General features: G+C 63.0%; 18 protein-coding genes and 2 pseudogenes. 7 read left to right on the forward strand and 13 right to left on the reverse strand.

What is annotated here, in order from left to right:
- Window positions 1-1,264 precede the first annotated feature (1,264 nt).
- The gene (rimO, locus tag AWY79_RS04290) at window positions 1,265-2,593 is read right to left on the reverse strand and encodes a 30S ribosomal protein S12 methylthiotransferase RimO (RefSeq protein ID WP_066800764.1); all 1,329 of its coding nucleotides are present in this window, start codon (window positions 2,591-2,593) and stop codon (window positions 1,265-1,267) included.
- A gap of 98 nt (window positions 2,594-2,691) precedes the next feature.
- Between rimO and AWY79_RS04295 the strand changes: the two genes are divergently transcribed.
- Window positions 2,692-4,173 carry a two-component system sensor histidine kinase NtrB gene (locus AWY79_RS04295; protein ID WP_066800766.1) on the forward strand — a complete coding sequence of 494 codons (1,482 nt, stop codon included), beginning with the start codon at window positions 2,692-2,694 and terminating at the stop codon, window positions 4,171-4,173.
- 36 nt (window positions 4,174-4,209) lie between these two features.
- A complete protein-coding gene (gene rdgB, locus AWY79_RS04300) occupies window positions 4,210-4,818 on the forward strand; it encodes an RdgB/HAM1 family non-canonical purine NTP pyrophosphatase (RefSeq protein WP_066800768.1) in 609 nt (202 codons plus the stop codon).
- A 748-nt stretch (window positions 4,819-5,566) separates the two neighbouring features.
- Here rdgB and AWY79_RS18645 read toward each other — a convergent pair.
- The 3 genes and pseudogenes from AWY79_RS18645 to AWY79_RS18145 all read right to left on the reverse strand — a co-directional run.
- Window positions 5,567-6,229 (reverse strand): hypothetical protein, encoded by a 663-nt coding sequence (locus AWY79_RS18645; RefSeq protein ID WP_158509856.1) that lies wholly within the window; start codon window positions 6,227-6,229, stop codon window positions 5,567-5,569.
- A 341-nt stretch (window positions 6,230-6,570) separates the two neighbouring features.
- Window positions 6,571-6,726 carry an NAD(P)/FAD-dependent oxidoreductase gene (locus AWY79_RS19605; protein WP_418055042.1) on the reverse strand — a complete coding sequence of 52 codons (156 nt, stop codon included), beginning with the start codon at window positions 6,724-6,726 and terminating at the stop codon, window positions 6,571-6,573.
- 235 nt (window positions 6,727-6,961) lie between these two features.
- Window positions 6,962-7,741, reverse strand: a pseudogene (locus tag AWY79_RS18145) (aminoacetone oxidase family FAD-binding enzyme); the annotation flags it as partial.
- A 123-nt stretch (window positions 7,742-7,864) separates the two neighbouring features.
- Between AWY79_RS18145 and AWY79_RS04310 the strand changes: the two are divergent.
- Both AWY79_RS04310 and AWY79_RS04315 read left to right on the forward strand, forming a co-directional pair.
- Complete coding sequence (locus tag AWY79_RS04310; RefSeq protein ID WP_066800778.1) at window positions 7,865-8,452, forward strand: DJ-1/PfpI family protein; 588 nt, start codon at window positions 7,865-7,867, stop codon at window positions 8,450-8,452.
- A gap of 285 nt (window positions 8,453-8,737) precedes the next feature.
- Complete coding sequence (locus tag AWY79_RS04315; RefSeq protein WP_066800781.1) at window positions 8,738-9,505, forward strand: exodeoxyribonuclease III; 768 nt, start codon at window positions 8,738-8,740, stop codon at window positions 9,503-9,505.
- 328 nt (window positions 9,506-9,833) lie between these two features.
- Here AWY79_RS04315 and thpR read toward each other — a convergent pair whose 3' ends face one another.
- The 6 genes and pseudogenes from thpR to AWY79_RS04345 form a co-directional block, all read right to left on the reverse strand.
- Window positions 9,834-10,391: an RNA 2',3'-cyclic phosphodiesterase gene (gene thpR, locus AWY79_RS04320; RefSeq protein WP_066800784.1), complete on the reverse strand. Its 558-nt coding sequence runs from the start codon at window positions 10,389-10,391 to the stop codon at window positions 9,834-9,836.
- 2 nt (window positions 10,392-10,393) lie between these two features.
- Window positions 10,394-10,576 (reverse strand): hypothetical protein, encoded by a 183-nt coding sequence (locus AWY79_RS04325; protein WP_066800787.1) that lies wholly within the window; start codon window positions 10,574-10,576, stop codon window positions 10,394-10,396.
- 101 nt (window positions 10,577-10,677) lie between these two features.
- Window positions 10,678-12,001: pseudogene (locus tag AWY79_RS04330) on the reverse strand (malic enzyme-like NAD(P)-binding protein).
- Window positions 12,002-12,261: 260 nt separating this feature from the next.
- On the reverse strand, window positions 12,262-13,281 hold the full coding sequence (locus AWY79_RS04335; RefSeq protein WP_066800790.1) for a TAXI family TRAP transporter solute-binding subunit: 1,020 nt from the start codon (window positions 13,279-13,281) through the stop codon (window positions 12,262-12,264).
- Window positions 13,282-13,488: 207 nt separating this feature from the next.
- Entirely contained in the window at window positions 13,489-15,606 is a 2,118-nt protein-coding gene (locus AWY79_RS04340) for a TRAP transporter permease (protein WP_066800793.1), read from the reverse strand.
- 200 nt (window positions 15,607-15,806) lie between these two features.
- Window positions 15,807-16,799, reverse strand: coding sequence for a TAXI family TRAP transporter solute-binding subunit (locus tag AWY79_RS04345; RefSeq protein ID WP_233490999.1), 993 nt, complete (start codon window positions 16,797-16,799; stop codon window positions 15,807-15,809).
- Window positions 16,800-17,088: 289 nt separating this feature from the next.
- Between AWY79_RS04345 and AWY79_RS04350 the strand changes: the two genes are divergently transcribed.
- Window positions 17,089-17,832 carry an RNA methyltransferase gene (locus AWY79_RS04350; protein WP_066800796.1) on the forward strand — a complete coding sequence of 248 codons (744 nt, stop codon included), beginning with the start codon at window positions 17,089-17,091 and terminating at the stop codon, window positions 17,830-17,832.
- A gap of 70 nt (window positions 17,833-17,902) precedes the next feature.
- On the opposite strand, the gene AWY79_RS04355 is transcribed toward AWY79_RS04350, so the two are convergent.
- The 3 genes from AWY79_RS04355 to AWY79_RS04365 all read right to left on the reverse strand — a co-directional run bounded on the left by AWY79_RS04355 (window position 17,903) and on the right by AWY79_RS04365 (window position 21,756).
- On the reverse strand, window positions 17,903-20,389 hold the full coding sequence (locus AWY79_RS04355; RefSeq protein ID WP_066800799.1) for an EAL domain-containing protein: 2,487 nt from the start codon (window positions 20,387-20,389) through the stop codon (window positions 17,903-17,905).
- A 112-nt stretch (window positions 20,390-20,501) separates the two neighbouring features.
- Window positions 20,502-21,293: a GGDEF domain-containing protein gene (locus AWY79_RS04360; protein WP_066800801.1), complete on the reverse strand. Its 792-nt coding sequence runs from the start codon at window positions 21,291-21,293 to the stop codon at window positions 20,502-20,504.
- A 4-nt stretch (window positions 21,294-21,297) separates the two neighbouring features.
- The gene (locus AWY79_RS04365; RefSeq protein ID WP_066800804.1) at window positions 21,298-21,756 is read right to left on the reverse strand and encodes a hypothetical protein; all 459 of its coding nucleotides are present in this window, start codon (window positions 21,754-21,756) and stop codon (window positions 21,298-21,300) included.
- Between the two features lie 154 nt (window positions 21,757-21,910).
- On the opposite strand from AWY79_RS04365, the gene AWY79_RS04370 reads away from it, so the two are divergent.
- Both AWY79_RS04370 and AWY79_RS04375 read left to right on the forward strand, forming a co-directional pair.
- Complete coding sequence (locus tag AWY79_RS04370; protein WP_066800807.1) at window positions 21,911-22,375, forward strand: hypothetical protein; 465 nt, start codon at window positions 21,911-21,913, stop codon at window positions 22,373-22,375.
- Between the two features lie 13 nt (window positions 22,376-22,388).
- The gene (locus AWY79_RS04375) at window positions 22,389-22,952 is read left to right on the forward strand and encodes a hypothetical protein (RefSeq protein ID WP_066800810.1); all 564 of its coding nucleotides are present in this window, start codon (window positions 22,389-22,391) and stop codon (window positions 22,950-22,952) included.
- Window positions 22,953-22,990 lie beyond the last annotated feature (38 nt).

A 22,990-nucleotide genomic window follows, 5' to 3' on the forward strand; every position in this document is an offset into this window, starting at 1 on the left:
TTACAGCGCCTTACTTTTTGGCTGGCGCCCCAAAAAGTAAGCAAAAAGTGCGCTGCGGTGCGGCGGCGCGGAAACAGTGGCCAAGAGCCTGTAAGCGCCTTTCGCTGCCCTGACGGCATGTCTGCCGAGGCAGACTCAGTCGGGCTGTGCTTCGGCGCTTGAAACAGGCTCTAGGCCCCGGTTTCCGAATGACCGCTCTTCGGGCCGGGACCGTCCGAGCGTGGGAGGGATGGCGGAAGAGGGAGGAGCGCGTGAGGTTTGTCCGCGCATCCGCGTCTGATGTACCCCTGTCGCGATGAGTCGTTTTGCGCTCTTACAGCGCCTTACTTTTTGGCTTGCGCCCCAAAAAGTAAGCAAAAAGTGCGCTTGCGGTGCGGCTGCGCGGAAACAGTGGCCAAGAGCCTGTAAGCGCCTCCCGCTGCCCTGACGGCATGTCTGCCGAGGCAGACTCAGTCGGGCTGTGCTTCGGCGCTTGAAACAGGCTCTAGGCCCCGGTTTCCGAATGACCGCTCTTCGGGCCGGGATTGTCCGAGCGTGGGAGGGATGGAGGAAGAGGGAGAAGCGCGGTAATGATTTCCGCGCATGAGAGGGACGGCAAAAGAGGTCAAATGCGGAAGGGCAAATCAACTCCAAACCATGCCCTCTCGCGCCTTTGAGGCGCAGCCTCAAACAGCCGTCACCCCCAAACCTTCGCCCTTAGCACCCCTGGAGCGCCTTGGGGCGCAGCCCCAACAGCGGCTCTCATCACCCAACCCCTGCCCAACAGCCCTCCCATGGAACACCTTTGAGGCGCAGCCTCAAACAGTGGCTTTCCTACCCCGAAGTCCCGTTCGAAGGCCCCTCTTCCTTCGGCCTTCGTACCGTCAAGCAGCACGCAGTGAGCCCTGTTCTGGACGCCTAGAAGCCGACCGCGAAGGGGCGGCGGCTCCGTTCACGTGGCCCCTCGGTACTTCATAAAAGGTGCGTTTCCGTGGAGGCACGGACTTTACTTTTGATCAGATGGAGCCGCCCCGAGCGGATCGGATTCTCAGCGGCCAAACTCGGGCGGTGGGCTACCCCCCAAAGCATTTTTCTTTGGTTCTTTCTTTTTTGCTTTGGAAAAAGAAAGAACCCCGCCGGGAGGGCTCCAAAAAAACATGGAGGAGCGCCAGCGACGGCTCTTTCTTTCTCTTCTCTTCCCTCCACCTCTCCCTCTTCACCCCAAAAAAAGAAAGGCCGCCCCAAAGGGCGGCCTCACGCACACTTTTCAACCCAAAAAAATCAATCACACCAACCCCGACAAATCATACACCCCCGCCTTCTCAATCTCCACCTCCACAATACTCCCCAACTCAAGGGGCGCATCCGGCGGCGAGCCCACATACGTAACCCCATCCACCTCCGGGGCCTGGAACCACGCCCGCCCCACATACAGGCCGGGCCACTCCTCGGACTCCTTCTCGATGAGCACCGGCACGGTCTCCCCCACATACCCGGCCATGATCTCGCCGCTGATCTCGGCCTGCAACGCCATGAGCGCGTCGCGGCGGGCGATCTTGACCTCGTCCGGGACCTGGTCGTCCATGGCCGCGGCAGGGGTGCCGTCCTCGGCCCAGTAGGGGAACACGCCCAGGTGGTGGAACCGGGTGCGTTTGACAAAGTCCATGAGCGCCTGGAAGTGCGCCTCGGTCTCGCCGGGGTAGCCCACGATGAAGGTGGTGCGCAGGGCGGCCTCCGGGAAAAAGGAGCGGACCCGGTCGATGACCTTTTCCGGGTTGCGGGCAAAAGGCCGCCCCATGGACGCGAGCACGTCCGGGTGGGCGTGTTGCAGCGGGATGTCGAAATAGGGCAGGAACGGCTTGCCGGTGTCGCGCAGCAGGCCGAGCAGGGACTCGGTCAGCCCGGCTGGGTAGAGATACATGATCCGCAGCCATTCTATGGTCGGGATGGCGGCCAGCCCCTTGAGCAGGGCGGGCAGGTCGTGACCGGAGCCGAGGTCCGAGCCGTAGGCCGTGGAGTCCTGGCCGACCACGATGATCTCCGGGACCTGGGAGGAGAGCAGCCGGGCCTCGTCCAGCAGGAACGGCACGGGCCAGCTCTTGTGCGGCCCCCGGATGGACGGGATGGTGCAGAACCGGCAGTTGTGCGAGCACCCTTCCGAGACCTTGAGATAGGCGTAGGCCGGGCCGGTGGAGAGGTTGCGCGGGGTGTCGCCGGGCAGGTTCAGGGCCAGGGCGCGCGCGGCCATGGCGGGCCACAGCTCGATCTCCTCGGTGTTCAGCCACAGGTCCACCTCGGGCAGGTCGTCCTTGAGGTCCTGGCCGTAGCGGGAGACCAGGCACCCAGCCACGCAGACCAGCGGCTTGCGCCCGGTGGTTTCGAGCAGCTCGGCGGCGTCGCGCACGGCGTCCAGGATGGTGGCCACGGACTCCTCGGTGGCGGGCTGGATGAAGCCGCAGGTGTTGATCAGGATCAGGTCGGCGTCGTCGAATTCGTCCACCGGGACCATGTGCGATCCCAGCGCGCCGAGCAGCCGCTCCGTGTCCACGCGGTTCTTGGGACAGCCCAGGCTGACGGTGTATGTCCTAACGGCAGTGGCCGATAATTCCGACATGTCATTTCCTTTGATATGGTCTTTCGAATGGGGTAATCTTGAACACGTGCAAAGTCCAGCGGGCGGAGCACATGATCACAGGACGGCGAGGAGGTCAAATGATCGAAGGTTCATACATTCAGGACAAGCGGTACGTCATCGGCGTCATCGGCGACATACCGGCCCTGCTGACCTTCTGGCAGATGTTCCGGGACCAGACCAACGACGAGCTTCTGAAGGAGATCGGCGTGGTGGCCGCCGCCCTGCCGGGCGAGACCGTGCTGCCCGGCGCCGACGATTCCGGCCAGGTCATCCCCACCTATGCGGGCTACAAGAAAATGCTGGAAAACCACCCCGAGATCAACATGGTCATCGAGGCCACGGGCCGTCCTGGGCTGGTCCACGAATTGCGCAACTACCTGCCGCCGGCCATCACCCTGGTGGAGCGCGGGGCGGCCAACTTCTTCATCAACCTGCTGGCCTCCAACCAGATCTGGGTGGCCTGCAAGCTCGACCTGCTGCACACCCAGAACATGCTCAAGACCATCATCGACCAGATGGAGCAGGAGATTCTGTTCCTGGACGAAAAGGGGCGGGTCATGGGCATGAACCAGACCGTGCTGGAACGCACCGGGCTGCCCAAGAAGGCGCTCATGGGGCTGCCCTACTGCGACGTCTTCACCCACGCCCCCGAAGGGGAGTGCGAGGAATGGGACGACCCCTTCGAGAAGACCATGCGGACCCACGCCCCGGCCGAGGCGACCACCAGCCTGGTGGACCGCGACGGGCGGGTGCAGTATTTCCGGGTCTATACCAACCCGGTGGCGGACGAGGACGGCGCGATAAACCACGTGGTGGCCATCCGCCGCGACATCACCCAGCGCCGGAGCATGGAGAACCGGCTGCAACAGGCCGAGAAGCTGGCCTCCATCGGCGAGCTGTCCACCTACATGGCCCACGAGATCCGCAATCCGCTCTTCTCCATCAGCGGGTTCGCCAACTCGCTCATGCGCAGCAAGGGCGTGGACGAGAAGGCGCGCGAAAAGCTGGCCATCATCCTGGACGAGTCCCGGCGGCTGGACGAGGTCCTGCGCAGCCTGATGAACTTCACCCGGCCCACCGAGGCGCAGGTGGCCGAGGTGGACCTGAACGAGGTGGTCACGGCCACCATGGACGTCATGCGGCTGCCGTGCTCCAACCAGAAGGTCGAGGCCCACGTCACCCTGGACGAGTCCATGGCCCGGGTGCACGCCAACCCGGACCTGATCAAGCAGTGCCTCATCAACCTGATCAAGAACGGGCTGGAGGCCATGCCCGACGGCGGCAAGCTGTTCGTGACCACGGCCATGAACCACGACCTGGCCATGCTCGCGGTGGAGGACACCGGCGTGGGCATCCCCCTCGACATCCGCGACAAGATTTTCAGCCCGTTCTTCTCCACCAAGGACAAGGGCGCGGGGCTGGGGCTGGCCCAGATACACAAGATCGTGGGCGAGCTGGGCGGTCGCGTGGACCTGGTCTCCATGGAGGGGGTCGGGACCAAGGTGACCCTGTTCCTGCCGCCCATTTTGGCGGTTGAAGAATCCGGCGAGTCCGGTTAGGTTCGCCCCCTGACGCAAACCACCGCAGGGGGATTTATGGACACCATCGTTCTGGCGACCAACAACAAGGGCAAGATTCGCGAACTCTCCGTCATGCTGGAGCCCTTCGGGGTCACGGTCAAGAGCCTGGGCGAGTTCCCGGAGATAGGCGACATCCCCGAGACCGGCGAGACCTTTCTGGACAACGCCTTCATCAAGGCCCGCACCGTGGCCAAGCTGACCGGCCTGGTGGCCGTTGCCGACGACTCCGGCATCGAGGTGGACGCCCTCGACGGCCGCCCCGGCGTCTATTCCGCACGTTATGCGGGCGAGCAGCACGACGACCACGACAACAACGAAAAGATGCTCGCCGAGCTGCACGGCGTGCCCGACGAAAAACGCACGGGCCGCTACCGCTGCGTCATGGCCGCCTCCGCCCCCAACGGCGCGGAGATCAGCGCGGACGGCGCCTACGACATCGTGGTCGGCCACGGCTACAAGGGCAAGGGCGGCTTCGGCTACGACGTCATCGTCCTCGACCCCGAACTGGGCCTGCACGTCGCCGAACTGGACCCCGAAGTCAAAAACAAGCGCTCCCACCGAGGCAAGGCCATGCGGAAGCTCTTGGAGCTGTGGCCCGATTTTTGGGAGAAGGCCAACAAGTAGGAGTTTGGGGGAGGCCTCCGGCGGCTGCTCGCCGCAGAGGCGTCTCCGACGGGCAGGGCGCTGCCCTGCACCCGCCAGGGAGCAAAGCCCCCTGGACCCCCACGTCGCCTCCGGCGAGGGCAGTGCGAACGCCTCCTGCCGCCGTGCCGGTTGGCGATTTGCGCAAGAAAAACGAGTAACGCCGTACCATGAACGATTCATGGTGCGGCGTTTTCCTTGCGCAAATCGCGGGTCGTTTTTTGGGGGAGGGTGGGGGCAGGCGGAGTGGCGGCGGAGAGGAGAGGATTTGAACCTCCGGCAGAGTTTCCCCTGCACACGCTTTCCAGAATCATCCTGGTTTTCGACTCTGATTTCAGCTAGTTATGCAGATCCTGAAATGCGCCCGACAGTCTGTTATTCAGTGAGTGGCTGTAGCAACTGCTGGGCAATTATGTAGCAAGTTATGTAGCAAGTTTCAAGAGGGCAGATGCTTCACCCCTGCCCTACTCACTTCCCAGAAATAGGCTTTGAGAGTGATGAACTCTCCGCCACAAACACACTGCAAATTCGTTAATATTCTCAGCGCGGCGGGTGAGAAGGTGGGATACTCGTAATGCGAACAGCCACAACGGGTGATTCTATGGAGGAAAGTGACCGTTATTACGAGTTAATAGTGAAAATTTGGAAAACTTCCCAGAGATGTTGAACGTACCCAATCTTCCCCAGATGTGTCCCATTATGCAGAAAGTTTAGATGGTGGGGCATCTGTTTAGCTTGTTTGAATCTTCCCATATTTGTTTTCAAACGCGACAACAAGATCGTCAAGTGCTTTCATAAAAATCAAATAAGGGCTTGGTTCAGGTGATTTATTGATAATTTCATTACACACTCTCTCTGCTCTATCTAATTCCTTTCCAAAATCATCTATGTCATTTGGAAAAGCCCTTCTTATTGCTCTGATGGAGAATTCTGCATCAGGTGCATACAACTTAATATATTCTTCAAATGTTTTTTGCGAGCATCTTGTTTTGTTTGGTGATGCTGTTCTTAATATTGTATATTCCGTTTTTGAATATACTGTATTGTGATCATACAAGTTAATCTTTCCATCACGTGATCTTATACTTGCCCCTGACACCTTCTCAAACTCAAGTTTGTTTTTAATAAATGCTTCGAGATGTAGTTTTGCATATGCTATTTGCTCTTGTCGTTTTTGATTTTGAGGCATTATGATTGTTGCATAATAAAAAAAATAGGCTGCAATTATGCTCATAGTTAGCGACAAAAGAACTTCATCTAGCAATTGACCGTATGGTGGATATGAATCCACGCATGAAGCCAAAAAAAAGTGAATAACTACGTAAAAAATTGAGAATAAAAATGCTATGTTGCATGAGGTGGGTATCGTGAAGAATGATGTTTTATTGCTCATAGGGCTGACGATAACTCATGAAGGATATAAAAGCCAGACGCCTACATGATTTACCCCATCCGCTCCAACAACCTTTTCACACTCGACGGATATCATTTCCCACTAAAGGCTGTTTTGCTCTTCAGGACGTTGAGTCATTCTCGCTATCCCGGCAAAGCACAATCCATCTAGAGTATACCCTAGATAGACTCAATCCTTATCTTTTTATCCGCCCAACTAGCATGTGAAAAGGCCCTGATCGACACAATGTCAATCAGGGCCTTTCTTCTGTTCTACAACCACAGCGGGCAACGTGATTCGTGCCCGGGAAAAAACGATTCTTCCGCTATCCGAATTCGCCGCTACAAGGCCACCCCGCAAGCCTGGCCCGAGGCGAACGCCCAATGTAGATTGAAGCCGCCCAGATGGCCGGTGACGTCGAGGGTTTCTCCGATCACATACAACCCCGGTACGTCGCGGGTTTCCATGGTTTTGGAGGAGACGTGGTCCGTGTCCACGCCGCCGAGGCAGACTTCGGCCTTGTCGAGGCCCTCGGTGGAGGACGGGGTTATGGTGAAGCGGTGGATGCGCTCGCAGGCGGTTTCGATCTGTTGTTTGGAGAGCTGGCTGACCTGGGTTTCGGCCAGGTGCGGGTCCAGGAGCAGGGGGGCAGCCGCTGGGCAGGATGGGCGGCGACAGCAGGTTGCGCAGCTGGGCGTTGGACGCGCGGTTTTCGGCCAAAAAATCCTCCAACGACGTCCCGGGCAGGTAGTCGATGACCACGGGCTGGCCTTCGCGCCAGTAGTTGGACGCCTGGAGCACAGCCGGGCCGGAGATGCCCCGGTGGGTGAAGAGCAGGGGATCGGTGAAGCGCGCGCCGCCCGTCTCCACGGTGGCGGGCAGGGCGTTGCCCGCCATCTCGGCGCACATGGGCTGGCGGTTGCGGGGAAAGACCAGCGGCACGAGCCCGGGCCGCGCCGGGACGAGCTTCAGCCCGTATTGCCGGGCCAGCTGAAAGCCGAAGTCCGAAGCACCGGCCTGGGGCCAGGACGGGCCGCCCAGGGCCAGGACCAGCTTGTCCCCGGTCAGCTCGCCCCTGGTGGTCCGCACGTGGAACGGGCCTTTGCCAGACACGCCGCTGACGGACCGCCCCAGGAACAGCTCCGCGCCCGCGCGGGTGGACCGCTCCTGCAATGCGCCCGCCACGCGCCCGGCCCCTTCCAGGGTGAAGAGCTGGCCGTGGTCGCGCTCCTCATAGGTGATCCCGTTCTCGCCCAGGAACCCGACCACGTCCCAGGGGGAGAACCGCGCCAGGGCGGACTTCACGAAATGCGGATTGGCGCAGACGTAGTGGGCCGGCCCGGCGTTCAGGTTGGTGAAATTGCACCGCCCGCCGCCGGAGATGCGGACCTTGCGCGCGGTCTTGGCCCCGTGATCGACCACGGCCACCCGCAGCCCACGGCCCGCGGCGGTCATGGCGCACCACAGGCCGGATGCCCCGGCTCCCAGGATGATGACGTCGTATCGGTTCATGGGCCGGTTCTACGGCAGGACTTCGCGGACCGCAAGGGGAGAGGAATTGTCACCCAACCGTGTTGACAAAATCGCGCGCCCGGATATGATCGAAAATCATACCATTACGCCTAGGAGGATATAATGGCAGCCAAGAAAATACTGATGTTGGTCGGCGACTTCGTGGAAGACTACGAAGCCATGGTTCCCTTTCAGATGCTCGTCATGGTCGGCCATGAGGTCCACACGGTCTGCCCCGGCAAGAAGGCGGGCGAGACCGTGGCCACCGCCGTGCACGATTTCGAGGGGCACCAGACCTACTCCGAGAAACCGGGCCACAATTTCGGCATCACCACCACCTTCGAGGAGATCAAGGCCGAGGACTACGACGCCCTGGTCATTCCCGGCGGGCGCGCCCCGGAATACCTGCGCCTCAACCCGGACGTCATCAAGTGCGTGCAGCATTTCGCCAAGGCCAACAAGCCCATCGCGGCCATCTGCCACGGCCCGCAGCTGCTGACCGCCGCCGACGTTATCAAGGGCAAGACCTGCACCGCCTACCCGGCGGTCAAGCCGGACATCGACGGCGCGGGAGCCGCCTGGTGCGAAGTCAACGCCACGGCCTCCAACGCCTGCACGGACGGCAACATCGTCACCGCCCCGGCCTGGCCCGCCCATCCCGAATGGATGCGCGCCTTCCTCAAGGTGCTCGGCTCCACCATCGAGCCGTAGCCGAATCCACCGCAAGCAACCACGCGGCCCGGGGGATTTCTCCGGGCCGCCGTGCTTTTCAAGCCCGAAACTTTCTGCTAAGAGCAAAAGCAACAATCGCTTACATACGTGGAGGATGCGACTATGATGGGTTATTTCTGGTTTTTCCTCGGTCTGGCCCTGACCATCAGCGCGCTGGTGATGATCAAGATCAGCTCCCCGAACGAGCACTAATCTTCGCCGCGCATGCGGCATGAAGGGGGAATCGGCCCGCGCCGGTTCCCCCTCCCTTTTCCAGGAGGCGCGATGATCATCTACTCATGGAACGTCAACGGCTACCGCGCCGTGCTCAAGAAGGACTTCCGCGACTGGCTCGACGGCTGCGGCGGCGACGTGGTCATGCTCCAGGAGACCAAGGCCGAGCCGGACCAGCTCGACCCCGAGGACCGCGAGCCGGACTCCTTCTCCAACCACTACTGGAACTGGTCCAAGAAAAAGAAAGGCTACTCCGGCGTGGCCTGCTTCGCCAACCCCGAGCCGCTCTCGGTCTCCACCGGCCTGCCCGACGTCCGGTTCCGCGACGAGGGCCGCGTGCTGCACCTCGAATACCCGGACTTCCACCTCTTCAACATCTATTTCCCCAACGGCCAGATGTCCGACGAGCGCCTGGACTTCAAGATGGGGTTCTACGACTGCTTCCTGGACCACGCCGAAACCCTGCGCAAGACCAAGCCCATCGTGGTCGGCGGCGACTTCAACACCGCCCACCGGGAAATCGACCTCAAGAACCCCAAGGCCAATGCCGAACGGTCCGGGTTCCTGCCCGTCGAGCGTGCCTGGATCGACAAATTCATCGAACACGGCTACGTCGACACCTTCCGGCTCTTCGAAGACGGCCCCCACCACTACTCCTGGTGGTCCTACCGCTTCAACGCCCGCAAGAACAACGCGGGTTGGCGCATCGACTACTTCTTCGTGTCCGAAGAACTCAAGGACCGCGTCACCCGCGCCTGGATCGAACCCGACGTCCTCGGCTCCGACCACTGCCCCATCGGCGTGGAAATCGACGTTTAGATGAATGCCTCCGGCGGCCGGGGGAAGGGAGGGAAAAACCTTTTGAGAAAGGTTTTTCCCTCCCTTCCCCCGGACCCCCATCCCTCCCTTTTCCAAAACTTTTTTTGTGCCTTCGGCAAAGGCGTGCGTCCGCATGGGGTGTGCGCTCTTTTGGTGTTTTTAAAGTATTACTTTAAGTCCGACAGGGGCCCCCGGCGACCCGCCACCCCTCGCGAAGCGACCCAAAAAGTTTTGAAAGGGAGTGGGGATGGGGGTCTGGGGGAAGGGGAGAGGGGAAACTTTTCCAAAAGTTTCCCCTCTCCCCTTCCCCCAGCCGCCGGAGGCCCCTTCACCCAGCCAGCGCAAACTCGGCCAGGACCGTGTGGGTGGCGCCGGTGGGGGCGAGGGTGCTTTGGTAGAGGGTGAACCGGTTGACGGTGAACGGCGGCCATTGGGTTTGGGCGGCGGCGTCCAGGAGCGGTTGGTGGTTGCCGGGTCCGGGCCTGCGCACCCGGCCCAGGGTCAGGTGCGGGCGGAACCGTTTTTGTTCGCGCGGCACGCCGACGGCGGCGAGGGCGTCTTCAATGCCGGAGGCCAGCCCGGCGGCCTGGTCGGCGCCTTGGGCCAGACCGAGCCAGAGCACCTTGGGGCGTTGGGCATTGGGGAACGCGCCCGCGCCCCCGGCCTGGAGGGTGAAGCGGGGGAAATCGAGGGTTGAGAGGGCGTCCTTGATGGCAGGAATGCGCGCCTCTTCGGTCTCGCCCAGGAACTTGAGGGTCAGGTGCCAGGTGTCGGGTCTGGACCAGTTAATGCAGTTATCGGTAAGCCTGGAAAGTGAGGTTGTGAGGGGGCTGAGCGATTGACGGTAAGTCTCCGGTAAGCCAATGCCGACGAACAGGCGGGCCATGGTTATTTGCGTTCCAGGTCGCTCAGGGCCTGTCCGAACACGGTCAGGTCGCCCATGATCTCGGCCATGGCTCGTCGCAGCTCGTCGGGCAGCCCGTCGGCCTCGGCGATGGCCAGGAGCTGTTCCGGGTCGATGCCGTTCTGCTCGGCCAGGGCGCGCAGTTCGTTGAGGGTGTTCTCGTCCATGGGGTGAGCATAGAGGACAACCGGGGCGGGTGGCAACGCGAGAAAAAGGCCCCGCGCCGGAAGTCCGGGGCGGGGCCTGTCCATTCAGCGGAAGCGGGCGGCTAGATGTCGTAGCCGAAGGTGTCCACCACCAGCTTGGTGCGGGCCTTGGAGGCCTTCATGCGGGCTTCCAGGTCCTTGGCGTACTGGTCGAGGTCCAGCTGGACCTTGGCCACGCCGGTGTCCATGGCGGCCTTGGCAGGCCACGGCCGGGGCCAGCCAGGTCAGGACGCGCGGGTCCAGCGGCTTGGGGATGATGTAGTCGATGCCGTATTCCAGCTTGTCCACGCCGTAGGCGTCGCAGATGTCCTGGGCGACCGGCTCCTTGGCCAGGGCGGCCAGGGCCTCGGCGGCGGCGATCTTCATCTCCTCGTTGATGGCCGTGGCGCGGCAGTCCAGCGCGCCCCGGAAGATGAACGGGAAGCCGAGCACGTTGTTCACCTGGTTCGGGAAGTCGGAACGGCCCGTGCCCATGATGATGTCCGGGCGCACTTCCTTGACGTCCGGGTAGGGAATCTCGGGATCGGGGTTGGCGCAGGCGAAGATGATGGCGTTCTCGGCCATGGTCTTGACCATGTCCTGGCTGATGGCGTCCTTGACGGACAGCCCGAGGAACATGTCGGCCCCGACCATGCAGTCGGCCAGGGAGCCCTTGTCCTCGGCCTGGGCGTAGGCGAGCTTGAACTCGTTCAGGTCGGTGCGCCCGGCGTGGATCAGGCCGCGCGAGTCGAACATGAAGATGTTCTCGCGCTTGACGCCCATGTTCACGTACAGGTTGGAGCAGGCGATGGCCGCCGCGCCAGCGCCGGAGACCACGATGGTGATGTCCTCGATCTTCTTGCCGGAGATTTCGAGCGCGTTGATGATGCCGGCGGCGGAGATGATGGCCGTGCCGTGCTGGTCGTCGTGGAAGACCGGAATGCCCATCTCTTCCTTCAGCCGGGTCTCGATCTCGAAGCACTCGGGGGCCTTGATGTCTTCGAGGTTGATGCCGCCGAAGGTCGGTTCGAGCAGCTTGCAGAAGGCGACGACCTCGTCCGGGGTCTTGGCCGCGATGTTCAGGTCGTAGACGTCGATGTCGGAGAAAATCTTGAACAGCACGCCCTTGCCTTCCATGACCGGCTTGCCCGCTTCGGGGCCGATGTTGCCCAGGCCGAGCACGGCGGTGCCGTTGGAGACGACCGCGACAAGGTTGCCCTTGTTGGTGTACTCGTAGACCTTCTCGGTGTCCGCGTGAATGGCGCGGCACGCCTCGGCCACGCCGGGGCTGTACGCCATGGACAGGTCCTTCTGGTTTCTGCACGGCTTGATGGAGATGACTTCCAGTTTGCCCTTGCGCTTGCTGGAATGATAATTGAGAGCTTCTTCCTTGGTGAACAGTGCCATGATCAGGCCTCCCTTGGTTCAGTTATGGCCCAGTCGGCGACGAGCTGGCGAATGGGCCACGGAGCCGCGTGGCCCGTGGCGACAACCTCCCGACAGACTGGTGTGACCGCAATACTTTGCCCATTGGTACGGGTGTTTTTCAATTTCCGTCAAGCAGTATTTATCCTTGTGCGCCAACACTTTCCAGGCGATTTGCCGGGACTCCCCAGGGGCGTTGGTTGAGCGCCCAATCAAATCAGCATGTTGGGCCGTAAGACCGGTCAGGGCATGAGGATGGGCGGGATGTCCAGGTCGTGTCCGGACCAGAACCGGATCGCCCCGGGGTGGAGCGGGATGGACAGGTTGCGGATGCCGTTTTCCAGGCTCATCTCCCAGGCCGCGCGGTGGGTGCGGCGCAGGTCCGCCAGCCGGTCCTCGGAGAAGACCGCGCCAAGGCTCCGGTACACGGCGTTCCCGTCGATCCCCGCGCGGGCGCACCACAGGGCCGAGTCCTGGAAGGTGTGCACCGGGGTTTGCTGGCCCTCGTAGGTCCCTTCCGGGATGGTCGCCTGGGTGTAGAACGGGTAGAGCTGGTAGAAGCCGGAGACCGTGGCCGCGTCGTGCAGGTCCAGGATCTTGATCGGCGTGCGGGTCGAGGCCTCGATGACCGCCGCGTTGGGGTACCCGACCAGGACCCAGAAGGCGTCCACCGTGCCGTCGGCGAAGTCCCCGGCGGCCTCGGAATAGCCCAGGGGCCGGTGGTCGATGTGCTTCCAGAGGTCCAGGTGCTTGAAGAACCGTTCGGCCGACACCGCCGCGCCCGATCCGGGATTGCCCACGGCCACGACCTTGCCGCGCAGGTCAAGGACCGTGTTGATGGCCGCATCGCGTCGGACCACCAGTTGGGCGGGTGCGCCGTAGAGGAAGGCCAGGGCGCGGGCGTTGACGTACTTGGTTTCCGGGCAGTGCAGTTTGCCGATGCGGCCGAGGAAGGCGTCGCCCGCATAGACGATGGCCATGTCCGCCCGGCCCGAACACAGGGCCAGCAGGTTGTCCACCGAGCCGCCGGAGCTCTTGGTCTGGATATCCAGCCAGCCGACCTCGTCGGAGATCAGGCTCGCCATCTTGTTGGCGAAGTAGTTGAAGGTGCCGCCCTTGGGGCCGCCGTTGAAGGTCAGGGTCAGGCTCCGTTCCTCCGGCTCGCCTGCCTGCGCGGGCGGGGCTTCCCGGGGCTCCTGGGAGCACCCGCAGGCCAGCAGCAAAAGCACGAGCGGCACGATCAGGAAAGGCGGACGACGCATCGGTCCTCCAAGGGCCGAAAGATCACTCGGCCCGCCCGGAACGGACGGACCCGTACCACGGCATGATTGCACACCGTGACATTGAAGACAACGGACGTCGGGTTTTGGCCTGCAAGTTATAACGGCTCGCGCGGGTTGCGGGCCATTGGCCCGCTTGGGGAGAGGGCAAAAAAAGGGGCCGGATGACCGGCCCCTTTGGTGACGGGTTTAGGCGGGCGCTCCGGAGAGCATGCGCTTCAGCGGCTTGAACCAGATGAAGCTCATGAACCAGGCGTAGGCGTAGACGACCACCGTGATGATGGCGAACCACACGACGATCTGCTGGATGGAGGCATCCAGGGAGAAGGCCGGGATGTAGGCGAACAGGAACGGCGCCAGGTAGAGGAACTTGGCGAACTTGAACGAGGTGAACGCGGTCCGCCACATGTTGGCTCCGGCGATGGTCGCGCCCGCAAAGGCGGCGATGCAGACCGGCGGCGTGATGTTGGAGTCCTGGGACAGCCAGTACACGATCATGTGCGCCGCAACCTCGTTGACCCCCAGGTGGGTGAGGGCCGGGACGGCGACCACGGCGGTGATCAGGTAGGCCGCGGTGACCGGCACGCCCATGCCGAGGATCAGCGACGCCAGGGCGATGAGCAGGATGGTGTAGACCAGGTTGCCGTGGGCCAGCTCGATGACGATGTCGGCGAAGGTCAGCACCAGGCCGGAGTACGTCAGCACGCCGATGATGATGCCGATGACGCCGACGGTGGCGCCGATCTTGAGCGAGTTGATGGTGCCCACGCGGGAGGCGATGACGAACCCGCGCAGCTCGTTCCGCTCCCCCCGGGGATAGGCGAAGACCGCCGCCGCGATCAGCAGCCCGACCAGGAGGATGATCTCCTTGTTGAAGATCAGGTTGAACGACTTGGCGAATTCCGGGCTGATCATGGCCGGGACCTTGTGGACCAGGACCATCAGCACCGAGACGCCCAGCAGCGTGGCGATGACCACGAAGGTCTGGCCGCTGTCGTCCAGGCGGCTCTTCTTGCGGTAGAAGTAGAATCCGGCGGCCGCGATCAGGCCGTAGAGCATCAGGACGCGGCCGGACAGGAACGGCCGGATGGCCGTTGCCGCCTCCTTGCCGCCCACCAGCCCGACCAGCTTGAGCAGCCAGGGGCAGATGACCATGAAGGCCATGACGATGAGCAGGGTCGGGTCGATGCGCTGGGTGTCGTCCTTGAAGGACAGGCCGATGCAGATGGCCAGGCCGACGATGGCCGAATAGCCGGGCGAGTAGCCGGCCAGCATGAAGATGGTGATGCCCACCAGCGGCAGGGTGTACAGCCATTCGTTCTTGAAGATGGTCATGGCGTTTTCCTTGTACCGCTCGCCCACGATGTTGTCCTTCTTGGCCTCGTAATGGACCATGACGAACACGGAGAAGAAGTACATGAGCGCGGGGAAGATGGCGATGAGCATGATCTGCGAGTAGGGCAGGCCGGTCATCTCCGCCATGATGAACCCGCCCGCGCCCATGATCGGGGGCATGAACATGCCGCCGATGGAGGCCGCAGGTTCGATGCCGCCCGCCACGTGGGGCTTGAAGCCCGCCTTCTTCATCATCGGGATGGTGAAGGAGCCGGTGGACACGGTGTTGGCGATGGCCGAGCCGGAGATGGACCCGAACAGGCCGGAGGCGATGACCGAGACCTTGGCCGGGCCGCCGATCTTGTGGCCCACGGCGGCCAGCGGCCAGTCGATGAAGAACCGCTGCGCCCCGCACTGCTCCAGGAACGCGCCGAAGAGCACGAACAGGATGATGTAGGTGGCGAGCACGTTGGCCATGATGCCGAACACGCCGTCGGAGCGGTAGAAGATGGAGGTGCACAGGTCCGGGAAGCTCGCGCCCGCATGGGCGATGAGTTCCGGCATGTGCGCCCCGTACATGCCGAACAGGAGCATGGCCACGCCGATGATGACGAAGACGTTGCCCACCACGCGCCGTGCCAGCTCGATGCCGATCAGCACGCCGATCATGGCCATCCACTTGTCCAGGTCGGTCTCGATGCCGGTGCGGTAGTTGATGGCCTCGAAGTTGATGATCCAGTAGCCCACGGAGAGCACTGACGCGGCCATGAGCAGGTAGTCCACGATGCGCATGATCAGGCTTCTGGATTTGTAGATCAGGAAAATGAGGATATACGTGATGATGACGTATATGCCCCGGTGATACTGTGTCGCCGCCGGTTCGAAGATGGCCGACCAGGAGTAGAAGAGGACCATCCCCACCGACAGGAAGTCGAAGAGAAATCGTTCGAATTTCGATAATTTTTCGTACATTGCGCGCTCTTGAGCTGCCCCCGGGGCAGCGGTTGAAAACTATGCCGCCGGGCATGTCCGACCGGTACGGGACCTCCCCGGTCCGGGCCGGGAGACATGCCGTGCAAGTCCTTCCAAAAGACCCCGGCCCCGGCGGGACCGGGCCGGAGTCCGCCGGACTCGCGGAACACGGACGGGCCTTGCGGCCCGCCCGTCTTGGACTATGGTGAGAGCGTGTGGGGTGTTACTTCAGAACGCCCATTTCCTTCCAGAACCGTTCGGCGCCGGGGTGCAGCGGGGGTCGCGGCCGGGTTCACGCCCTTGAGGCCGTCGGCCACGCTCATGGCCTTGAAGGTCTTCTTTTGGTCGACCATGTGCTTCAGGCCCTCGTCGGACCAGACGGCCTTGAGCAGCGCGTAGACGTCGTCCGCGGACACGTCGGCGTTGGCGACGAGCAGGGCGGAGTCGAAGAAGGAGGGGGTGTCGTGATCCACGCCGCGATAGGTGCCTGCGGGGATGTTCAGCTTTCCGAAGTAGGGGTAGGCGGTGTAGTAGCCGGTGTCCTCGGCGTCCTTGCCCACGTTGACCAGGTCGATGTCGTTGGTCTGGGCGGCCATGATCACGGCGCCGGACGGGAAGGCGGTCAGCAGCCAGAAGGCGTCGAGCTGTTCGTTGCCGAAGGCCTGGGCGGCGTCGTTGTAGCCCATGGCGTTACGCTCGATCTTGTCCCAGATGCCCAGGTGGGTGAAGAACCGCTCGCAGTTGGCGAACGCGCCGGAACCGGCGTTGCCCACGCCGACCTTCTTGCCGACCAGGTCCTTGGCGGAGTTGATGCCGGAACCCTTGCGCACGACGAGCTGGGCCGGGGCGCCGTAGAGGTAGCCCACGACCAGGACCTTGTCGTACTTGTTCGGGTCGCCGGTCATCTTGCCGTTGCGGCCGAGGAAGACCTCGCCCGCATACACGGTGCCGAAGGCGGAGCGGCCCGCGTTGACGGTGCGCAGGTTCTCGGTGGAGCCGCCGGAGGACTGGGCCTTGATGGAGAAGTCGGGGTTGTTCTTGATGGGGCCGAAGACCTGGATGGCGTTGGCGACCACCTGGAAGGTGCCGCCGGCCGGTCCGCCGCCGAAGACGTAGCGTTTCTTGGCTTGCGCGTTGAAGGACATGCCGAAAACAAGGGCGAGAGCCAAGACCAGAGTCAGAATCCGTTTCATTTTTCCTCCTAGGGAACCACAGAAGTTATTAAGGACCGCAACTTTTTTACCTTGAAAGGTAAAACACACCCCCGAGGGAAGGCTATTCCACTCGGTAGCCCGTTGTCGCACAAAACACCAAATTATTCAATGTAATTCTCCTGATACGCCGGTCACTCCGGTACTTATTTGGAGCATTTCAATATAACTGGTTTTTTTTGAGCGGCGGGTCAGGGAGCGAGGGAACCCGGCCTTTGACAACGGCGGGCAGTGTGGTACATGCCGGGCGTCAGCGAACCCGGAGGTGCGCATGCTCGACGAACTCACGGTGGTCCTGTTCCGCCCCAAATACCCTGAAAACATCGGCTCCGCGGCCCGCGCCTGCCTGAACATGGGCGTTTCCAGGCTGGTGGTGGTGGACCCGTACAATTTCAATATGGAGAAGGCGCTGCCCCTGGCCACAGCCCACGCGCGCCACATTCTCGAGACCGCGCGCATCGTGGACACCCTGGCCGAGGCCGTGGAGGGGTGCACCGCCGTCTTCGGCACCACCGCGCGCACCGGCGGCTGGCGAAAGGGAATCATGAGCCCCGAGACCCTGGCGGGCGTGGTCGACGAGCGGCTCCGGGGCGGCGGCAGGGTGGCCATCGTGTTCGGCCCCGAGGACAAGGGGCTGACCAACGAGGAAACGTCCATCTGCTCCGGCCTGATGACCATCCCCACCAGCCGTGAGGGCACTTCCCTGAACCTGGCCCAGGCCGTGGTCGTGGTCCTGTACGAATGCTTCAAGCGGTCCCTGGCCGGGCCGTTCGTGCCGGACGGCCCCCCGGAGGAGCGCGCCGCGACCATCCCCGAGCAGGAGGCGCTGTTCGCCAATCTCCAGCAGAGCCTCCTGGCCATCGATTTTCTCAAGGACGACAACCCGGACTACTGGATGCTCCCGGTGCGCCGTTTCTTCAGCAAGGTCAACCTGAAGCGCAACGAGTTCAATCTGCTCATGGGCGTCTGCCGCCAGGTGCAGTGGTTCGTGGAGCGGTACGGGCCCAAGAAATAGTCTGGTCCCCGTCGGAGACAAAAAAACCCGCGCGGTTCACCGTGCGGGGTTTTTTGCGGGCTGTTCCCGTCTATTTGTTCTTTTCGTCGTGGCAGACCCGGTGGGCGTGGCGCATGCGCTCGCGGGTGTGGTCCGCGGTCCGTCCGGTGCGGTGCTCCAGGAGCTCCCGCGCGGAGTCGGCGGGCATGGGCTCGTGAAAGTAGAACCCCTGGACGCAGTGGCAGTCCAACGCCAGCAGGGAGCAGAGCTGGTCCGGCAGCTCCACGCCCTCGGCGATGACGTTGAGGTCCAGGGAGCGGGCCAGGGCGATGACCGCCTTGACGATCTCCATGTTCTCCGGGTCGCTCTTCATGCGCGAGATGAAGGAGCGGTCGACCTTGAGGGTGTCCACGGGCAGCTGCTGGAGCTGGGACAGGGAGGAATAGCCCGTGCCGAAGTCGTCGATGGAGAAGCGCACACCGACCTTGCGCAGTCGGTTCAGGGTCAGGATGGAGGACTCGGGATTGTCCATGATGGAGGACTCCGTGATCTCCAGCTTCAGACAGGAGGGCGGCAGGTCGTGCTTGTTCAGGGTCTTGACCACGATCTTGTCCAGGTCCGCGCGGGCGAACTGCTTGCTGGACAGGTTCACGGACATGAAGATGTTGTCCGCCCTGCCGGTCTCCCTGCGCCATTCGGCCAGGGTGGCCAGGGACTTTTCCAGGACCCACTCGCCGAGCTGGGTGATCAGCCCGGACTCCTCGGCCATGGGGATAAATTCGGCGGGCGGGATCTGACCCCGGTCCGGGTGGTCCCAGCGGGCCAGGGCCTCGAATCCGATGACGTCGGACCCGGAGAGGTCCATGATCGGCTGGTAGACCACGCGGAATTCTTTGTTGCCCAGGCCGCGCCGCATGTCGTTTTCCAGGGTCAGCTGGTCCACGGCGGTTTCGAGCATCCGCTCGGTGAAGACCTTGAACCGGTTGCGCCCGGCTTCCTTGGCGCGGTGCATGGCGATGTTGGCGTGCTGGAGCACGTCCGCGGCCTTGATGTCCTCCACGGGGCTTAAGACGATGCCGAAGCTGGCCGTGGTCTGGACCTCGTCGCCGTTGAACCGGAACGGCTCGGCGAGGCGCAGCCGGACGCGCTTGATGATTCGGATGGCCTCGCCCGGGCTGGACAGCTCGTCCAGGAGCAGGACGAACTCGTCGCCGCCGAACCGGGACACGGTGTCCAGGCCGCGCATCTCCGAGGTCAGCCGGATGGCGGTCTCGGTCAGGACCATGTCGCCGAACCGGTGGCCCAGGGAGTCGTTGATGATCTTGAACCGGTCGAGATCCAGGAAGACCACCGCGAAATAGTAGTTCTCCCGCCGCTTGGCCCGGCGCATGGCCTGGCTCAGCCGGTCCAGGCACAGGGTGCGGTTGGCCAGGTTGGTCAGCGGATCGTGCAGCGCCTGGTGGCGGAGCTGCTCCTCCATGGTCTTGCGGTCGGTGATGTCGCGGAAGCTGAGCCGCATGCCCAGAGGCTTGCCGCCGATGCCGGACACGGACCGGCCGACCACGCCGAGCCAGCGGATCTTGCCCTCGGTGTTCTTGATGCGGAAGTCCAGGGAGTCGCCCCGGTCGGAGTTGGCCTCCACCAGGTAGGCGTCCCAGGCATCCTGGTCGTCCTCGATGATGATCTCGCGGATCAGGCCGGGGTGCTCGAAGAATCGCTCCTGGGGATAGCCGGTGATCCGCTGGCAGGCCGGGGAGCAGTAATGGACGGTCTTGTCCGTGCCGATCCAGACCTCCCAGTCGTAGGCGAAGTCCGCGATGGTCCGGTACCGCTCCTCGCTTTCCTGAAGCACGCGCACCAGTCGTTCGCGCTGGCCCTGGACCAGGGCCTTCTTCTTTTCGCTCAGGCCGGACTGTCGGATAATGTACAGGGAGAGCAGGGAACTGATCAGCAGGATGCCCATGAAGATCGCGGAGATGCGGTCCCGGTAGACGGCGATCTCCTGTTGCAGGTCATCCAGATACAGGCCGGTGCCGATGACCCAGCCCCAGGGCGCGAACACGCGGACGTGGGACAGTTTGCGGCTGACGCGGTCAGGCTGGTCCTTCCACTGCCAGTAGTAGTCCACGAACTGGTCCTTCCCCTTTTCCGCGGCCAGGATGAACTCCGCGAACAGCCGCTTGCCGTTCCTGTCGCGGAAATCGGACAGGTCCTGGCCGTCCAGCTCCGGGCGGTAGGGGTGCATGATCATGCGCGGTGTCAGGTCCGTGACCCAGAAGTAGTCCATGTCGTCGTCGCCGTAGCGGATGGCCTTGAGCAGCTCCACGCCGAGCTTCCTGGCGTAGTCGTCGGTGATCTCGCCGCGTCTGGCCATGTCGTCCAGGCGGGTCAGGGTGGAGATGACCGTGTCGGTGATCTCCAACACCCCGTCCTTCTTGGACTTGAGGAGGGTGGTTTCGATGGAGGGCAGGAGGTAGAGAAAGATTGAACCGGCGAACAGCACGAGCATTATCGCCGACGGGAGCAAGACCCTGACGGGGGCGAATTTGAAGTAATGGGTCCGCTTGTCCTGAGGCATGGGTTCGGTCCGTCCTGGGCGAGAGTTTCCTATTTCTACACCTATATAGCGTATAAATGAGAAAAATGGAATCGCGATGGGGGAGGAATGTGCGGCAGGCCGCGGGGGCGGATCAGGCCTGGGTGGAGTGCGCCCGGTTGACAGCGACCCGGTCCCGGCCCGCGTTCTTGGCCGTGGCCAGCCCGGCCTGGAGGCGCTGGCGGAAGGTCTCGGGCGTGTCGTCCTCCAGGGCCTGGGCCACGCCCAGAGAGAGGGTCATCCGGACCGTGCCGCCGAACAGCTTGTGGCCCACCCGCTGGCGGAGCTTCTCGGCCATTATCGCGGCCTTGTCGATGTCCGTGTGCGGGGCGAGGATGATGAACTTGCCGCCGCGCCAGCGGAACAGGTAGTCGTTGTCGCGCAGCAGGGAGTTCAGGTGGTGGGCCAGGTTGGCCAGCAGCCGGTCCCCCGCCGCATAACCCTGCGCCTCGTTGATGGCCTTGAACCCGTCCACGTCGAGCATCACCCCGGAGAGGTCCAGGCAGTAACGCCGGACATTGCCCAGTTCGCGGTTCAGAACCTCCTCGAACTTGCCCCGGTTGTACGTCTTGGTCAGGGAGTCCATGACGACCAGTTGCTCCAGCCGTTCGGCCAGCTCTCCGGCCTCTGCGGCGTCCCTGCCGATCACGGCGATGATCCGCTTGAGCACCAGCAGGACCTGGCCCGCCAGGACCAGCAGGCCGGCCACCATGCACAGGTAGGCCAGCTGCATCAGCCGGGAGTGGTTGCCGTCCGGATGGAGGATCAGGGTGTAGATGGTCCCGAAGTTGACGCACAGCAGCGCGCCCAGGGCCACGACGCTCAGGACATAAAGGATCTTATGGCGCAGCACGGGCCTGCGGACGGCGGGTTTGGCCTGGTTCATCCGATTATTTCAGGGGGCCTTCGAAGGTGTAATAGAGGCTGCCGGTGTTTTCGTCGCCGTCGTAGTTCAGCTCGATGGAGAAGTCGGGCCACATCCAGCCGTAGCGGAACCCCAGGGCGTGGCCTTCGCCGTACTTCTGGAGCAGCATGTCCTTGATGAAGAACTGGTTGACCCGCCCGGCATAGGCGATGCCCACCCGATAGAGCTTGTCGTTGCGGAAATAGTAGGCCACGGAGACCAGCTCGGCCTTGCCGAAGGTCAGGTCCTCGTTGCGGCGGAAATAGGTATTCTCGAAGCCCGCCTTCTGCACCGGGGTCAGGTCCTTGATCTCGGACAGGGGCGTACCCCAGGCCAGGCCTCGGAACCCGTCGGGATGGGGGACCTGCGTGTAGTCGGAGGCCAGGGCGGGCGCGGCCAGGAAGGCCAGGGCGACAAACAGTGTCAGGGTGCGGAGTGTTTTCATTGCCGGTCTTTCTCTCTGGCGTAAGAGGGTGGGGGAGCCATCCTGAATGGCCGTATTGTACGGACTTGTCTGGTAAATGCAAGATGGAGGGCGGCCGGGAAGGGGGCGGCGCGCGCATTGTCAGCACCGCGCCGGGTGTGCTATCAGGCGGGGCATGAGGAAGATGGTATCCCTGACCGCGGCCCTGGCCGTCCTGCTGCTCGCCCTGTGCGGCTGCAACCCGCCCGCGCCCGAAGAGAACCGGACGAACGCGGCCCGCATCGACGCCCTGGAGGCCGAGGTGCAGGCCCTGCGCCGGGACGAAGCGGCCCGCGACAAGCGGTTCGCGGACGAGCTGGCCCGGGTGCGCGAGAGCTTGGAGAGCATTCGTGCGCTGCTCGAAATCGACCGCGCCCGCACCGGGGTCGGCGACGCGCCCGGCAAGTCGGACACCGACGAGCCCGGCCCGGGCGAGCCGCCCTCGGACGAGGAGCTCGATGCCAAGGCCAAGACCTTTGTGGGCGAAAACCTCGACCGGCTCCTGGACCTGACCCGGAAGCTCCTGGACAGGATGGAGTCCGAACTGGACGACAAGCTCAAGGAAACCGGCGAGCCGCCCGCCGAGGGCCATGAAATCTGATGGAGATTCACCGATGAAAGCATATATGAAATGGGTGCCGTGCCTGGCGCTGCTCCTGGCCGTCCTGGCCGGTTGCGCCTCCGGCAACGGCATCAAGCTGAAATACGCCCTGATCAGCACCGACTCCCCCTGCGCGGGCGAGGTCGTGGTCTTCAAGTTCGAGGACAAGCGCGCCAAGACCGTGCTCGGCAAGACCCGCGACAACCAGCAGATCACCACCCTGTCCGACGTGGCCGACTGGGTCGGCTGGGCGCTGTTCGACGAGCTGGAGAATGCCGGGTGCAAGCCCAAGTACCGCGCCACCGCGATCATGCCCGGCGACGACCCGGTCGTCACCGGCGAGATTCTGGCCCTGGAGCTGAACCAGACCGGCGTGACCACCTACAAGGGCAGGATCGAGCTCAGGCTCAAGGTCACCAGGGGTGGCGAGATCGTGCACCTGGAGAAATATTCCAGCGAGGTCGAGGACGTGGTCGTTCCCGGTTATTCCACCGAGTCGGACATCCTGGCCGAGGCCCTGCGCGGCGTGATGTTCGAAGCGATCCCGGCCATCGCCGCCGTCACCAGCGGGTCCTAGCCCGCTCCCGTCCCGTTCTCCGGGACCCCATTTTCGAG

Source organism: Pseudodesulfovibrio indicus, assembly GCF_001563225.1.
In the GTDB taxonomy this organism is placed as follows: Bacteria; Desulfobacterota; Desulfovibrionia; order Desulfovibrionales; family Desulfovibrionaceae; genus Pseudodesulfovibrio; species Pseudodesulfovibrio indicus.

Coding starts and splice junctions, on each gene's coding strand:
- rimO (WP_066800764.1), bottom strand. CDS start 2,593: ATGTCGGAATTATCGGCCACTGCCGTTAGGACATACACCGTCAGCCTG.
- AWY79_RS04295 (WP_066800766.1), top strand. CDS start 2,692: ATGATCGAAGGTTCATACATTCAGGACAAGCGGTACGTCATCGGCGTC.
- rdgB (WP_066800768.1), top strand. CDS start 4,210: ATGGACACCATCGTTCTGGCGACCAACAACAAGGGCAAGATTCGCGAA.
- AWY79_RS18645 (WP_158509856.1), bottom strand. CDS start 6,229: ATGAGCAATAAAACATCATTCTTCACGATACCCACCTCATGCAACATA.
- AWY79_RS04310 (WP_066800778.1), top strand. CDS start 7,865: ATGGCAGCCAAGAAAATACTGATGTTGGTCGGCGACTTCGTGGAAGAC.
- AWY79_RS04315 (WP_066800781.1), top strand. CDS start 8,738: ATGATCATCTACTCATGGAACGTCAACGGCTACCGCGCCGTGCTCAAG.
- thpR (WP_066800784.1), bottom strand. CDS start 10,391: ATGGCCCGCCTGTTCGTCGGCATTGGCTTACCGGAGACTTACCGTCAA.
- AWY79_RS04325 (WP_066800787.1), bottom strand. CDS start 10,576: ATGGACGAGAACACCCTCAACGAACTGCGCGCCCTGGCCGAGCAGAAC.
- AWY79_RS04335 (WP_066800790.1), bottom strand. CDS start 13,281: ATGCGTCGTCCGCCTTTCCTGATCGTGCCGCTCGTGCTTTTGCTGCTG.
- AWY79_RS04340 (WP_066800793.1), bottom strand. CDS start 15,606: ATGTACGAAAAATTATCGAAATTCGAACGATTTCTCTTCGACTTCCTG.
- AWY79_RS04345 (WP_233490999.1), bottom strand. CDS start 16,799: ATGAAACGGATTCTGACTCTGGTCTTGGCTCTCGCCCTTGTTTTCGGC.
- AWY79_RS04350 (WP_066800796.1), top strand. CDS start 17,089: ATGCTCGACGAACTCACGGTGGTCCTGTTCCGCCCCAAATACCCTGAA.
- AWY79_RS04355 (WP_066800799.1), bottom strand. CDS start 20,389: ATGCCTCAGGACAAGCGGACCCATTACTTCAAATTCGCCCCCGTCAGG.
- AWY79_RS04360 (WP_066800801.1), bottom strand. CDS start 21,293: ATGAACCAGGCCAAACCCGCCGTCCGCAGGCCCGTGCTGCGCCATAAG.
- AWY79_RS04365 (WP_066800804.1), bottom strand. CDS start 21,756: ATGAAAACACTCCGCACCCTGACACTGTTTGTCGCCCTGGCCTTCCTG.
- AWY79_RS04370 (WP_066800807.1), top strand. CDS start 21,911: ATGAGGAAGATGGTATCCCTGACCGCGGCCCTGGCCGTCCTGCTGCTC.
- AWY79_RS04375 (WP_066800810.1), top strand. CDS start 22,389: ATGAAAGCATATATGAAATGGGTGCCGTGCCTGGCGCTGCTCCTGGCC.